This window comes from Lacipirellula parvula, assembly GCF_009177095.1.
Classification (GTDB): Bacteria; Planctomycetota; Planctomycetia; order Pirellulales; family Lacipirellulaceae; genus Lacipirellula; species Lacipirellula parvula.
The window spans coordinates 2,910,842-2,923,868 of the sequence record NZ_AP021861.1; the positions used below are offsets into that span (position 1 = coordinate 2,910,842).

At 63.5% G+C, this 13,027-nt stretch carries 14 protein-coding genes; 3 read left to right on the forward strand and 11 right to left on the reverse strand.

The features are described 5' to 3' along the window. Positions 1-168: 168 nt before the first annotated feature. The 6 genes from PLANPX_RS11415 to PLANPX_RS11440 all read right to left on the reverse strand — a co-directional run bounded on the left by PLANPX_RS11415 (position 169) and on the right by PLANPX_RS11440 (position 4,329). Positions 169-543 (reverse strand): DoxX family protein, encoded by a 375-nt coding sequence (locus PLANPX_RS11415; RefSeq protein WP_152098857.1) that lies wholly within the window; start codon positions 541-543, stop codon positions 169-171. Between the two features lie 172 nt (positions 544-715). Beyond that, positions 716-1,354, reverse strand: coding sequence for a TlpA family protein disulfide reductase (locus tag PLANPX_RS11420; RefSeq protein ID WP_172991997.1), 639 nt, complete (start codon positions 1,352-1,354; stop codon positions 716-718). After that, on the reverse strand, positions 1,347-1,988 hold the full coding sequence (locus PLANPX_RS11425) for a thioredoxin family protein (RefSeq protein ID WP_152098859.1): 642 nt from the start codon (positions 1,986-1,988) through the stop codon (positions 1,347-1,349). Before PLANPX_RS11425 ends, PLANPX_RS11420 begins: the two co-directional genes overlap by 8 nt. A 278-nt stretch (positions 1,989-2,266) precedes the next feature. Then, positions 2,267-2,743, reverse strand: a complete 477-nt coding sequence (locus PLANPX_RS27975) for a four-helix bundle copper-binding protein (RefSeq protein WP_152098860.1) — start codon at positions 2,741-2,743, stop codon at positions 2,267-2,269. 161 nt (positions 2,744-2,904) lie between these two features. Continuing rightward, complete coding sequence (locus tag PLANPX_RS11435; RefSeq protein ID WP_152098861.1) at positions 2,905-3,720, reverse strand: hypothetical protein; 816 nt, start codon at positions 3,718-3,720, stop codon at positions 2,905-2,907. 264 nt (positions 3,721-3,984) lie between these two features. Further along, on the reverse strand, positions 3,985-4,329 hold the full coding sequence (locus PLANPX_RS11440) for a hypothetical protein (protein ID WP_152098862.1): 345 nt from the start codon (positions 4,327-4,329) through the stop codon (positions 3,985-3,987). 297 nt (positions 4,330-4,626) lie between these two features. Here PLANPX_RS11440 and PLANPX_RS11445 point away from each other — a divergent pair, with 297 nt between their 5' ends. After that, positions 4,627-5,739 (forward strand): lipid-binding SYLF domain-containing protein, encoded by a 1,113-nt coding sequence (locus PLANPX_RS11445; protein WP_152098863.1) that lies wholly within the window; start codon positions 4,627-4,629, stop codon positions 5,737-5,739. Positions 5,740-5,931: 192 nt separating this feature from the next. Beyond that, positions 5,932-6,657 (forward strand): NAD(P)-dependent oxidoreductase, encoded by a 726-nt coding sequence (locus PLANPX_RS11450; protein ID WP_152098864.1) that lies wholly within the window; start codon positions 5,932-5,934, stop codon positions 6,655-6,657. 61 nt (positions 6,658-6,718) lie between these two features. Here PLANPX_RS11450 and PLANPX_RS11455 read toward each other — a convergent pair whose 3' ends face one another. The 5 genes from PLANPX_RS11455 to PLANPX_RS11475 form a co-directional block, all read right to left on the reverse strand. Beyond that, a complete protein-coding gene (locus PLANPX_RS11455) occupies positions 6,719-7,252 on the reverse strand; it encodes a hypothetical protein (protein WP_198421879.1) in 534 nt (177 codons plus the stop codon). Positions 7,253-7,776: 524 nt separating this feature from the next. Beyond that, a complete protein-coding gene (locus PLANPX_RS11460; protein WP_152098865.1) occupies positions 7,777-8,763 on the reverse strand; it encodes an ABC transporter substrate-binding protein in 987 nt (328 codons plus the stop codon). 54 nt (positions 8,764-8,817) lie between these two features. Then, complete coding sequence (locus PLANPX_RS11465; protein ID WP_152098866.1) at positions 8,818-9,609, reverse strand: ABC transporter permease; 792 nt, start codon at positions 9,607-9,609, stop codon at positions 8,818-8,820. Then, on the reverse strand, positions 9,606-10,424 hold the full coding sequence (locus PLANPX_RS11470) for an ABC transporter ATP-binding protein (RefSeq protein WP_152098867.1): 819 nt from the start codon (positions 10,422-10,424) through the stop codon (positions 9,606-9,608). Before PLANPX_RS11470 ends, PLANPX_RS11465 begins: the two co-directional genes overlap by 4 nt. Before the next feature lie 71 nt (positions 10,425-10,495). Next, positions 10,496-11,362, reverse strand: coding sequence for a GGDEF domain-containing protein (locus PLANPX_RS11475; protein WP_172991998.1), 867 nt, complete (start codon positions 11,360-11,362; stop codon positions 10,496-10,498). 546 nt (positions 11,363-11,908) lie between these two features. Between PLANPX_RS11475 and PLANPX_RS11480 the strand changes: the two genes are divergently transcribed. Next, entirely contained in the window at positions 11,909-13,021 is a 1,113-nt protein-coding gene (locus tag PLANPX_RS11480; protein ID WP_152098869.1) for a sugar transferase, read from the forward strand. Positions 13,022-13,027: the final 6 nt, after the last annotated feature.

Sequence of the window (13,027 nt, forward strand, 5' to 3'; positions counted from 1 at the left end):
CATCTAGAAACGATAATTGGCCTCTTGGCCGCTAGTTCTCACACAGCGAACAGATGATAAATCTCATGCTGACCCGCGAAGGGCGTTGCCTACTGTCGAAAGCAGCGCGTTATCTCTCTGCGCCTTTGCGCCTCTGCGAGAGAATTGCATTTAAAATGCCGCGGAATCTCAGCGTCCTCGCGTGCCCCACCATGCCATCCAAATCATGACGGCCTGCAGCGGCAGCCGCAACAGATGTCCCCACAGCGGCACATCGTGGCCCGCTACCGGGATATCGTTCATCGCGATGTGGATATTGGCAGGAAAAATCGCAATCAGCAAGGCGATGACGCCCAGGCCGGCCCAACGCCGCGTCCAAGGGAGCAGCATTCCGACGCCGCCGGCGATTTCAAAGACGCCGCTCAGGTAAACGAGCGGCAGATGCGCCGGAAGATAGGGCGGCATCATCGGCAAATAGACTCCGGGCCGCAGCAGGTGCAGAGTCCCGGACGCAATCAGCAGGGCTGACAGCGTTCCTACGGCGATCCACTTGCCGATTGTCATCCGAACGAATTCCCCTCGAGTAAGGCAGCCGCAAGCTAGTATGCGCTCAGATGAGAGAGAAGAAGTCTCACGCAAAGGCGCGAAGGCGCAAAGATAAATTCAAAGACATTTGCGATCGTTTCTTTGCGCCTTCGCGCCTTTGCGTGAGATGTTTTTTTAGCAACCAAGTAACTCAGCCCGCTTCCTTTAGCAGTTTTTCGACGGCCGCGTCGATATCCTCCGCCGTGAACGCCCGTTCGGCAGCCGGATCGACTTCGAATACTTCCCGCAGCTTGCCGCTGCGGTCGTACAGTTTGTAGTGGGGCGCCGAGCCGCTCGTGATCTCAAACGCCTCCATCGCCTCCGACCCGCCGCCGAGATTGCTGTGCAGGTGCATCACCGGGGCGTCGCCGACGCGCTTCGCAAGTTGCGCCGCCGCTTTCGCGCCGTCCTCCGGTTCGTCGAGACTGACGGTCATCACGACGAGGCCGTCGTCGGCATGCTTCTTAGCGACTTCGGCTGTGTGCGGCAGTTGAGCGAGGCAAGGAATACACCACGTCGCCCAAAAGTCGACGAGCACCACCTTTCCTTTTTGCTCCGCGACGAGGGCGTCGAAGGCTGCGCGATCGACCGGTTGCAATTCGATAGCCACATCCGCCGCTGGCGGCTTAACTTCGCCCTGCTCATGACTCACAGTCGATGAAACGGCAACCGAGTCGGCGGCGGCCGGCGCACTCGCCGGCCCGCCGCAACCCGTACTACTCAGCGTCGCCGCGCCGCACGCGACGGCAATCATCGTTGCCGCCAACCGCGGCCAAGCTCGCTCAATCATAGTGAATTCCGCAACCAAACTGCTTCGTTTCCGCGACTTGCGGCTTCTTCCCCCCGAGCACCGCTTCAACAGCGTCGCGCACATGGTGCTTCGACGCCTTCGCCGCGTCTTGGCTGTCATCGATGGCGCCCTTGTACACGACGTTCCGCTCCTTATCGAGCACGAACGCATGCGGCGTTACCGCGGCCCCGAAGGCCCGGCCGATCTCTTGCGACGGATCGTACAGGTAGGCAAACTCAAAGCCCTTCGCTTCGCCGCGCTCTTTCATCGCCGGCAGCTTGTCGGCGTCGGCGTTGCTGACGTTGATCGCGACGAGTTCGACCTTCTTGTCCTTGAAGTCGTGATCGAACTCAACCAGCCGCTCTTCGTAGGCCTTGGCCACAGGGCAGTGGTTGCAGGTGAAGACGACCACCACGGCGTCGGCGTCCTTCAGATCAGCGAGCGCGTGCTTCTTGCCGTCGATCCCTTCGAGGTCGCTCCAGGCCGGAGCGGCGTCGCCGATCGCGAGGCCCTTCTTGGCTTCTTTCTTCGCTGCGGGCGTATCAGCCTGAACCGCGGGCGCTGCGAGCGATCCGCCTACCATCGCCAGCGCGGCGGCGATAATCGCAGCACGCAGGCCAAAAAACTTCCTCATCTCTCAATCTCCTGGGGTGAGAACGAAGTCGTCAACGTATGACGCTGAGAGTTATACCCCGCGCGCATGGCATCGGCCACGCGACGGCGACGAACAACGGCAAAAAATTACCGCGAACCCCGCTGCGTTTGCTGGCGACGCGCGCACAACGACGACGAAGAGTTGATTCTTTCGACATCTGAAGAACGCCCCGAACCAAAGCTTCAAGGTGTGCGTACAGACTCGTTCAGCCAAGCGCAAGCTTGCAGCGGTTCAACGCATCGCATCGATCCGCTTCGTTAGCCGGCGTTCTTCAACATCGATCGACAAGCCGCCTCGCACGCGCGACACGACTCCGCGCACTGCTGCATGTGCTCGTCGTCTTTGAACGCACCGCAAGCATCGCCGCACTTCTTGCACGCGTCCGCGCACGCCTTGCAGCTGATCTCCACGAACGGCCCGCCGCGCGCCATGATGCGCGCCGCCGCACTACATAGCTCAGCGCAATCGCGGCAAGTCATCAGCGTTTCGAGATGCTTCGCATGACCTTCGGCCACATGCTTCGCGCAATGCGTTGAGCAGCTTTCGCACTCCCGCGCGCAGTCGCTACACGCCGTGGAGCAGGCGAGCATCTCGGCCGACAGGCCCTCGTGAGCATGCACATGGTCGGCATGCGCATCGCCTTCATGCTCATGTTCGCCGCGGACGACGCCAGCGCCCGCGAGGCCCGCTGCGAACGCCGCTGCGCCAGCAGCGCTAAAGTGACGCCGATTCATGATTATTCCTCCGCTCAAGGGTGGGAAAAGAGACGGCGGAAGCGCTGGGCACGCGGCGCCAACGCTTCCGCCGCTAGTGAGCGAAAGAATTTACGAGCAAATTTCACGCCGCCATCTTCCGAGCACGGCGCGATCGGCACAGATCAGCGAGTACGGCGGATTTACGGGTTCGACTCCGCCGGCTGCTCGATCGCCGCCGGTTCGGCTTCGTCCTCGCTGGTCGCTTCGTCAGCTGGCGCGGCGTTCTCCCCGGCCGGAGCCTTGCCTCCTTCTTCGAGCGTCTTGTCGACAAGCCGCTTGAACTCATCCGAAGGATCGACTTCCGGCACCTCTGCCGGCACGCCCGCCGCGTCCGCGTCGGCCTTGGCGTTCGTGAGGAACGCCCGCAACTCGTCGTCGGTTACCTGATTCTTCAACTGCACGTTGCCGTTCTTGTCCTTCGTCGAGACCGGCTCCATCGCCTTATTCATCTGCGCTTGGGTGATCTTCTTGTCGATCGATCCGCGCATGAACCGCTGAATCGTCACTCGCGCCTCGGCCTTTTCTTCGTCGCTGAGTCCCGACGGCGTAATGTACTTCTTGTCGATCACCGACATCACCAGCGTCGTCAACAGCGGCGATTCGACGAGCTCCGTGAAGAACGACTCAATTTGATCGCCCGAAACTTTTCCGTCTTTCGCGGCCGTCGCCAAGCGATCGATCTGGAAGTTAATGTCGGCCTTCTCCTCAGCCGGCAACTCCGTCTGGTTGATCACTTCCTTCGCGAACGTCGAACCGAGCGACGCAGCGAGCGTGCCGATGTTTTTGTACGCCCACCAGATAGCGATGGCGCCGAGCACCAACATCACGACGAACGCGATCAAGCACCCCGTCAGGCAGGTCGCGAACGCGCTCCGCTTCTTCGGCGGCGCCGGCGCGTACGCCTCGCCTTCGAACCGATCATCCTGAACGCGAAACTGCTGCGGGTCGTTGGCCATCGTGCGAAACCTTCAACGTCGTGTTGGTGTGCGGGAGATTCAAACGATCGGCTAAAGAGTAGCAGATCGCGAGAAAATCTGAAGATTGCCGACGGCAATTATTTTGCAGCGCCGGTGCACGCTGGCTGGCTGGCGGGCGGCCAATTGAAAGGGGGATTCTGTCAGTGGTCCGTCGTCAGTTGTCCGTGGTCAGTTGCTGAAAAACGAGGGCGCATGCTCCTGCGACAGCAGCAACTGACCACGGACAACTGACGACGGACGCATTCAGCCCCCATCCTCCCCCATCAGCAGCCCAATCACCTTCATCACGGCCAGCATCCGCAGTGGTTGCTGCACCGTCTGCCGGGAGAGAAACTGCCAGGTGCTGCGCGCGTAGCGCAAATATTCAGAACGCGACTCCGCGACCACTTCGGGCCCCAACTCGGCGACCGCTTCCCGCCAGAGCGGCTCGGAAGCTTCGACGGCCGTCATGTCGCCGTCGATCGCCGGAAAAATAACGTCATCCAGCGTTTCGAGTTTCGCCACGGCCGCCGGCGACAAGTTTAGAGCGTCGCCGCCGCCAACGAGCCTTAACTCAGGCCCGCGGCACGCACTTTCCGGTTCACCCATCGCGAAATCTCCCTGCTACGGATTTCCCCCAGAAATCGAGCCGTCCCCTCTCTACGGAAGGGGGGCGCCACTTGGTTCGGCGGTGACAAGAAATTAAGATTCGACCGGAAAACGCCCTAAAAACCGCCAATCTCGCGCATCCCAAACCACCCAACTAGGCTAAATTCGGCACATGTCAGTGGTCCGTAGTCAGTTGTCAGTTGCTGAAAAACGCGGGTGCACGCCTCTGCGACAGCCGCAACGGACCACGGACCACTGACAACGGACGTCCTTCCCAGAAACGGAGTTCAACCCAACATGCCCCGCCTGCTCTTCCTGATCGCGATCGCCTCAGCGGCGCTCGCTTCCTTCGCCCCCGTTCGTTTCGCGGTCGCCAACGACCCGAACGTCACGATCCAGGAAGCTGAGCAAGTCCTCGCCGAGCAACTCGCGATCCCCGTCCGCCGCATCCCGCAGAAGCTGCTCGCAGAAGCTCAAGCGATCGCGATCATCCCGCGCGTCATCAAGGTCGGCTTCGTGGTCGGCGTTCGCCGTGGCCACGGCGTCGTCCTCATTCGCGACGCCGACGGCGAGTGGAGCCTGCCGCAGTTCATCACCCTCACCGGCGGCAGCGTCGGCTGGCAAGCTGGCATCCAAGGGACCGACGTCGTCCTTGTCTTCCGCACCCGCACCAGCGTCGAGAACCTGATGCGCGGCAAGTTCACCATCGGCGCCGACGCCGCGGCCGCCGCGGGCCCGGTCGGTCGCAACGCTTCGGCCGCCACCGACGCGCAACTTCGCGCCGAGATTCTGTCTTACTCGCGCAGCCGCGGCCTGTTCGTCGGCGTCTCGCTCGACGGCACGGTGCTTGAGGTCAACCAAATGGCCAACACCGCCTTCTACGGCGCCCCGAGCACGCAGATGCCGCAGATCGTTCCGCAGTCGGCGTATGATCTCCGTGCGTACCTCAACGAACTCACCGGCGGCGCCACGGCCGTCGGCGCCCCGCCCGCCGCAGTGGCCGGCGGCCCGCCGACCCCTCCGCCCGGCACGGTTTCGGTCGCCCCAGGCGTAGCAGTGCCGACCACTCCGCCAACCGGCGTCGTGCAAACCTCGCTCGTCACGCCGACGCGGCTCGAAGCCATTCAAAGTGCGCTCTACTCCGAGGGCGCGCAGCTCCACGCGGTCCTCTCGCCCGAGTGGCAGAAGTTTCTTGCGCTTCCTGCCGAAGTTGAACCTGCCACCGCGATCGACCGCAACGCCCTCGCGTCGGTCTACGCTCGTTTCAATCGCGTGAACGCTTCGAACGAATTCAAGGAACTCACCAGCCGGCCCGAGTTCCAAACAACGCTGCAACTCCTCACCGAGTACAGCGCCGCCCTCGACGCGAACCCCGCGATCCTACGGCTCCCGGCCCCGCCGACGGAGTAACGCGTCGCATCGTCGATGCGCTTCCCCTAGCCCCTGGCTCCGCCAGGGGGTCGGCCACCACACCGATGGGCGCCCCCTCGCGAAGTGCTACCCCCTGGCGGAGCCAGGGGCTACAGGACGATTTTGTGGGAGGCGTCTCCGACGCCGATTCCGCGCACCACAGCGAGCGCACCAGTGCGCCCAAACTCCCCAATGATCATCGTCCTCGGAGCCACAGGCGCCACCGGCCGACTCGTCGTCGCCGAGCTCCTCAATCGCGGCGAAACCGTCCGAGCTGTCGTTCGCCCCGGCTCAAAACTCCCCGACGCGCTCGCCCACCGCGAGCGGCTAAGCGTCACGCGCTGCGATCTCCTCAAGCTCAGCGAGTACGAACTCGAAACCCTCGTCGCCGGCGCCACGGCCATCGTCTCCTGCCTCGGCCACACGATGTCACTCCACGGCATCTTCGGCCCGCCGCGCCGCTTGGTCGCCGACTCGCTCCGCCGCGTCTGCCGCGCCGTTCAATTACAACCCCAATCGACTCCCGTGCGCATTGTCCTGATGAACACGGCCGGCGTCTCGAACCGCGACATCGGCGAGCAAGTCTCGATGCCGCAGCGCGTCGTGATCACGCTGCTGCGACTCTTCCTCCCGCCGCACGCCGACAACGAACTCGCGGCCAACTACCTCCGCCTGATGTTCCCTCCCGACGACGCCGCGCTCGAATGGGTCGTCGTCCGCCCCGACACGCTCCACAACGACGCCGAGCCGAGGGCGTACGAACTCCACGCCTCGCCCACCCGCAGCGCGATCTTCAACGCCGGTAAGACCAGCCGCCCCAACGTCGCCCGCTGCATGGCCGACCTGCTGACGAACGCAGCGCTCTGGCACGAGTGGAAATCAAAGATGCCAGTCATCTACGACGCCGCGTCGAGCTAACTCGCCCGCAATGCAACGTCCGCCCCGTTGGCCGGACCGCAACGCGGTGCGGTTGGCGCCATCATCGGGCGTCACTCAAGAACGTCTTCAACTCCCGCATCGAGCGAATCACAATCACGCGTAGGTGCGCGCACTCCGGAGTCGCAAACAGCGCCGCGTACTCCCGTCGCCGTTCTCGGTACGTCCGCAGCACCCACCATGGGATCCAGTACGAGTGCAAGAAGCCGAGCAGTGGTTCGCGGTTGCCGTTGAAGAGTTGTTCGCGAGTGACCAGCCGCCAGAAGGTGCGGCGGACGGCCCGAGGCCAGAGCGTCCGCAGCGGCAAGTCGAGCCAGATCGCCGCCGTCGCTCGTCGCAACACGAGGGCTCGCGTTGCGGCGTAGTTGCCGTCGACGATCCATCGCTCGGCAGACGTTGCTCCGTCGACGCTGTCGGCGAATTCTTCGGCAGGTCGCGCCGTCCAGTTCGGCCCCCAGTACAGCTCGTCGAGATTGACGTGCGGCGCGCCGGTCCGCTCGCTCAGCTCGCGCGCGAGCGTCGACTTGCCGGCGCAACTCGTGCCGACGATCGCGATGCGTTCGAGTCGATCGTTCAATATCGTCAAGTCCTTGCTTCGCGCCTCGCGCCAGACGACAAGTCAAGCTGGCAGATTTGGCCAGCTCAACAAACTGGATGAAGGCGAGGATAATGAACGACGCTCAGAGTTCCAACGCGACCGTTGGCTAGCCGATCGGGGGTAGCCCAGGTTGGCGTCCAGCCTACCTGAGCGGCGCAGCCGCAGGAGGCTTTGCATCGAGTGAATTGCTTGGGTGGATCAGCCAGTCGTAGTTGCCTCTTGCGGCTGCGCCGACCCGGTAGCCGCTTGGGGCGGCAACCGGGGCCACCCGCTACCCACAAACGAAGTTGGTGTCGCCTAAAACACAACAACACGACACATGCGACACGACATCACACGACACAAGGCGACATCAAGCGACATAAGCTTACGCCGCCGCCGCGTACCGCAACCGCCAACGCAGAAGCAACTTACTCCACACAACAACGCCGCAACCGCGAGCCAAAGAGTTTGGATGTCGCCTAAAACAGCAAAAGCGACACATACGACAGATGCGACACGACTCACTTCACCCCGACGCCCTTATTCACAAACTCCGTCGTCACGGCCCGCGTCGGATCGATCGTCATCTCCTCGTACATCCCCGCCGCCACCATTTTCGCGTAGAACGACTTCACCCGTTCCGCGTCGATCGCCCCGATTCCTTGCTTCCGGGCGTCGCCGCCGCGCAGGAGTTCCAACTCGCCCATCTTCCGCCGCGAGAAGTTGATGAGGTCGTCGCTCATCGACGGGTTGTCCTTCTTGATGAGCGCGTCGGCCGCGTCGGTATCTTCGGCGTCGAGATAGGTATTCCAGCCGACGATCGACGCGTCGACGAACCTTTGCACAAGGGCAGGATTCTTCGCGATGAGATCGTCGCGCGTTTCGAGCACCGTCGAGTAGCTGTTCCAACCATGGTCGGCCAGCAAGAAGACCCGCGGTTCCTTGCCGCCGGCGAGGCGAATCCGTTCAGGCTCGGCGGTCGCAAAGCCCTGCATTGCCATTTGCTTGTCGTTCAAAAACGGCGCGAGGCTGTGGTTGTAGGGCCGCAGGTTGGCCCGGGGGAATCCATAGGCGTCGTGCATCCACAAGAAAAACGTCTGCCGCCCAGAGTTGCCCATCAGCACCGGCGCCTGCTTCAGATCGTCCCAAGTCTTCCACGGCCCGTCGGCGTGCGCGAGCATACACTGCGGATCTTTTTGGAAGAACGCCGCGACCACCCGCGTCGGAATTTGTTGCTTCAGTGCGTCGAAAGGCTGAATGAGATTCGTCCCGATGAGGAAGTCGACCTTCCCGAACGCGAGCAGCGGCCGATTGTTGATCAACGGGCCGCCTGGCTTGATCGTCACGTCGAGGCCATGCCGTGCGTAGGTGCCATCGGCCAGCGCCTGATAGAAACCGCCCAACTCCGGCTGCGCGAGCCAATTAGTGGCCAGCGTCACCTTGTCGGCTGCATGCGAACTAGCCGCGATGCCGAGCAGACAGATAAGGAGGAGAAACGCACGCTTCATATTGAGGACTCCTACTCTACTTCCACCCACCGATCACGGATCCCCGATCCCCGATCACCCACTCCCCACCGCACTCGCATGCCAGCGCCGCAACAGCAACCAACTCACCCACTCCATCGCAAAGAAAGTGACGATCCCCGTGAGCGAAATGAGCGCGAGGGCTGCGAACATCAGCGGCGTGTTGGTATTGAGTTGACTCGTAAAGATTGTCGACGCCAACCCCGGATTCTCGACTTGCGACCCAATGACGAACTCCGCCACCACCGCGCCGACGAGGGCGAGGTTCGCCGAGACTTTCAGTCCGGCCAGAAAATAAGGAAGCGCCGAGGGCGCGAGCAACAACCGCAACCGCTGCCAAGGAGACGCGCCGTAGAGCGCGAACAAATCGCGCAAGCCGCTATCGGCGCTTCGCAAGCCAACGGTCGTGTTCGCCAAGATCGGGAAGAACGCGACGATCCACGCACACACGAGTTGCGTCAGCCAGATCCGCTCCCAACCGACCCAAATCACAATGAACGGCGCCACTGCCACGAGCGGCGTCACTTGCAAGATCACTGCGTAGGGATAAAGGCTGGTTTCGATGAGACGCGACGAAGCGAACAACGCGGCCGCCGCCACGCCGAGCAAGACCGCCGCGGCGAGCGCGACGAGCATTGTCTTCAGCGTCACCCACCACGCCGGCGCGAGCTGCGACCATTGGGCCGCGATCGTCGAGGCCACGTCGCTTGGCGCCGGTAGCAAGTATCGCGGCACTTCCGCGTACCGTACCCAGGCTTCCCAGGCCACGAGCAAGATCATGCCGAGTAGCACTGGAGCAGCAATGCGAAACGCGAGTCGATCGCTCATGCCGACCTCCCTGCGCTCGCGCCGCCCGACATTGCTCGCTCAAGCGCCTGCGACGCTTGTCGGCAGAGCTCGTTGTAGCGGACGCTCGTCCGCAACTCGGCCGTGCGCTCCTCTGGCAGATCGACGACGATCTCTTCGACGATGCGTCCCGGCCGCGACGACATCACCAGCACGCGATTCGAGAGGTAAACCGATTCAAACACGCTATGGGTAATGAACAAGGCGCCCCACTGCCGTTGTCGCCAGAGGTGGTGGAGATCGTCGTTGAGGCGGAACCGCGTGATCTCGTCGAGCGCGGCAAACGGTTCGTCGAGCAAGAGGAGCTGCGGCTCGGTGACGAGCGCTCGCGCGACCGAGGCTCGCATCTTCATGCCGCCCGAGAGTTCGCGGGGATAAGCCTGCTCGAATCCTTGCAGGCCGACGAGCTTGATCGCTTCCTCCACCCGCGACTTCGCCGCCGCCCGGCCGACGCCGCGCAACCGCAGCGGCAAGTAGACGTTGTTCCAGACCGAACTCCACGGCAGCAGCGTCGGCTCTTGGAAGACGCAGCCGACGGGATGCGACCAAGCGACGCGGCAATCGCGCCCGGCGGTCGGCTGCGGCGCGACATCCCACGCGCGCGTCACGCGGCCGCTCGTCGGCGCGGTGAGGTTGGCAATCAACCGTAGCGCCGTGCTCTTGCCGCAACCTGAAGGACCGAGCAGGCTGACGAATTCGCCGCGGCGGATCGAGAGACTAGCTCCCGCGAGCGCGACGGCGCCGTTGGGAAACGTCTTTCCGACGTCGGTGAGTTCAACCAAAGGCGCGGCATCCATGGCGGGCTGTGGCGGAGTGGCGGTAGAGATAGGTGCGGCAGGGCAGGGGAGCGATCGCCGCTTAACTTACCCTATTTCGGCCGATGATGCTGCGGCGCTTTCGCCTTCTGCGCGTACATGTCCGCGTCGGCGGCGGCGATCAGCCGTGCCTGTTCGTTGCCATCGCGTTCGCTCAAGGCCACGCCGATGGTGACCGAGAGTTGCACCGCAACGCCTCCAGCTTCGATCGGCGCGCTCGTCGCTTTGCGTAACCGCTCGACGATCGGCGCCGCCTCGCCGCGGGTGCGAATGCCGCTGAGCAGCAGCACGAACTCATCGCCGCCGTATCGCGTGAGTAGGTCGCCGTCGCGAATCGCGGCGGACCAACGCTCGGCGAGTGTGGCGAGAACCTCGTCGCCCACGGCATGCCCATGCTGGTCGTTGACTTGCTTGAACTCATTGAGATCGAGAAAGAGCAACGCAAACGGCGCGACCGCCCTGCTCGCCTCCCGCCGCCGCGCGGCGATCCAGGTTTCGACTGCCGTGCGATCGGCAAGCCCCGTAAGCGGATCGCAACGCCCCGGTTCGCTAGTCGGCGCCGGCCGGACGATCGCCAGCAACAGCGGGCCGTCGGCGCTCTCCAAGCGGCGGAGTTCGACCTCGCGAGGCGGCTCATCGCCCACGGGACCCACAAGCGCGGTCACGATCCGATCGGCCGACTGTTGGGAGAGCAACTCCTCCAAAATCAGCTCGGCCCGCGGCTCTCCCACCAGGTCCTTTAACGAGGCGACTCCTCGCGGGCCGTTTGGGCGAATCGTGGCCGCCCACGACGCGGCCGTGGGATCGGCCGCCACCAGCCGACCAATCCTGTCGAAAAGGTAAGTCCCCCCGGCCGCCAAATCGCCGTCTGCCGGGGGCGATTCCGGTGCGTCGGCGATGTTTGCAACTCGTTTCAGCATGGGAGATTGCGGCTGGCGAAATGAATGAAGACGGGGCTTAGGTCCGATCGTAACGGCCCACCGCGGCTCCCCGCAGGCCCTGGATGCGGGAAAAGTCCCGGCTTTTCGTTCGACTCGATAACTTCCCTCATTATAATCGACACCGTGCGTGTTGCCCCCGCGGCAGCACGTGGCGAGGTTCCGGGGCGATGCGCGTCCGGAACAGAGTGAGTCGCCGACGCCGCACACGTCACATTGAGCATGGATACCCGCCCGCACGCGCACGCCCGCCCCATCGATGAACGCTTGGTTCTGAGTCGCGTCATGAACCTCGCGAGAATGCATCGCTTTTTTTGATTAGTAATAGGCGATTTCGAGGAAAGTCTGCGCGTTGGTTCCCAACGCCGTGGGCGATCGTCGAGGCCGCCGTCAGGATGGCAGCGTCTCCTCCAGGGTCGAGGGAGGAGCCGTTCAGTTTGATTCCGCGCGCTCACGTCGCGCGGCGTCCGGCTGTCAGGATGATTCTGCAACTTTGAATTAGCACCGCAGCAGGATAGTCGACACCAAATGCCACAGGACACCGCTGTGCGCCGGCTCCATGCCCGCGTGCTTGCTCGGCGAAGCGCGCCCGCGCCGAGCTTCCTACTCAATGACGAAGAGTTCCGCTTCGCCGCGGATTGCGAGCGAATGCGCGTCGACCGGAATGGTTCGGTCTTGTCGTTGCTGCTCATTCGCCTGCCGCGCGGGCATGCGGCGACGACCGACGTGACGTTCATGGCTCGCCTGCTGGAGGGGCGACTCCGCCTGACCGACACGCCGGGCGAACTGAGCGACGGCCGCATCGCGGTTCTCCTCCCCGATACGCCGAGCGAAGGCGCTTGGAAAGTCGCCACCGACCTCAGCGAGGTCTACCCGCCCGGCCCCGCGCGGCCCGAGTGCGACGTCCTTGTTTACCCGCCCCATCGCAAGCTCCGCGATGATGACTCCGAACTCGAAGAAGAAGCCAGCGAAGCGCCCACCGAACTTGCCAGCGAGGGCGAAGCGGCCGAGCCGACCGACAGCGAGTTCTTCTTCGCGAAGAGCACGCCACCCTGGAAGCGGGCGATCGACGTCCTCGGTGCCATCGTCGGACTCACGCTGGCCAGCCCGGTGATTCTCACCGCGGCAGCGGCCATCAAAGCGACTTCGCCCGGCCCCGCCTTTTTCGTACAGAAACGCGAAGGCCTCGGCGGACGGACCTTCCCGATGTGGAAGCTCCGCACGATGCACCAAGGCGCCGACGATCTCAAGGAACAGCTCCTGGAGCTGAGTCAGCAAGATGGCCCGGCGTTCAAGATGCGCAAAGATCCCCGCACCACGCGGCTTGGCCGGCTGTTGCGGTGGACCAGCATCGACGAACTGCCGCAGTTCTGGAACGTCCTCCGCGGCGAGATGTCGCTCGTCGGCCCGCGGCCGCTCCCCGTGGCCGAATCGCAGGCCTGCGATACATGGCACCGCCGGCGGTTGTCGGTGAACCCCGGCATGACCTGCACCTGGCAAGTCTCCGGACGCGGCGCTGTGAGCTTCGACGAGTGGGTGCGGATGGACCTCCAGTACGCCCGCAAACGGAGTGCCTGGCAGGACGTCAAGTTGATTGTCATGACGGTTCCAGCGCTCCTCTTTCACCGCGGCATGCGGTAGCGATCT

What these genes read in the sequence shown, in the direction of transcription:
- PLANPX_RS11415 (WP_152098857.1), bottom strand. Translation starts at nt 543, where the DNA reads ATGACAATCGGCAAGTGGATCGCCGTAGGAACGCTGTCAGCCCTGCTG.
- PLANPX_RS11420 (WP_172991997.1), bottom strand. Translation starts at nt 1,354, where the DNA reads ATGATTGAGCGAGCTTGGCCGCGGTTGGCGGCAACGATGATTGCCGTC.
- PLANPX_RS11425 (WP_152098859.1), bottom strand. Translation starts at nt 1,988, where the DNA reads ATGAGGAAGTTTTTTGGCCTGCGTGCTGCGATTATCGCCGCCGCGCTG.
- PLANPX_RS27975 (WP_152098860.1), bottom strand. Translation starts at nt 2,743, where the DNA reads ATGAATCGGCGTCACTTTAGCGCTGCTGGCGCAGCGGCGTTCGCAGCG.
- PLANPX_RS11435 (WP_152098861.1), bottom strand. Translation starts at nt 3,720, where the DNA reads ATGGCCAACGACCCGCAGCAGTTTCGCGTTCAGGATGATCGGTTCGAA.
- PLANPX_RS11440 (WP_152098862.1), bottom strand. Translation starts at nt 4,329, where the DNA reads ATGGGTGAACCGGAAAGTGCGTGCCGCGGGCCTGAGTTAAGGCTCGTT.
- PLANPX_RS11445 (WP_152098863.1), top strand. Translation starts at nt 4,627, where the DNA reads ATGCCCCGCCTGCTCTTCCTGATCGCGATCGCCTCAGCGGCGCTCGCT.
- PLANPX_RS11450 (WP_152098864.1), top strand. Translation starts at nt 5,932, where the DNA reads ATGATCATCGTCCTCGGAGCCACAGGCGCCACCGGCCGACTCGTCGTC.
- PLANPX_RS11460 (WP_152098865.1), bottom strand. Translation starts at nt 8,763, where the DNA reads ATGAAGCGTGCGTTTCTCCTCCTTATCTGTCTGCTCGGCATCGCGGCT.
- PLANPX_RS11465 (WP_152098866.1), bottom strand. Translation starts at nt 9,609, where the DNA reads ATGAGCGATCGACTCGCGTTTCGCATTGCTGCTCCAGTGCTACTCGGC.
- PLANPX_RS11470 (WP_152098867.1), bottom strand. Translation starts at nt 10,424, where the DNA reads ATGGATGCCGCGCCTTTGGTTGAACTCACCGACGTCGGAAAGACGTTT.
- PLANPX_RS11475 (WP_172991998.1), bottom strand. Translation starts at nt 11,362, where the DNA reads ATGCTGAAACGAGTTGCAAACATCGCCGACGCACCGGAATCGCCCCCG.
- PLANPX_RS11480 (WP_152098869.1), top strand. Translation starts at nt 11,909, where the DNA reads ATGCCACAGGACACCGCTGTGCGCCGGCTCCATGCCCGCGTGCTTGCT.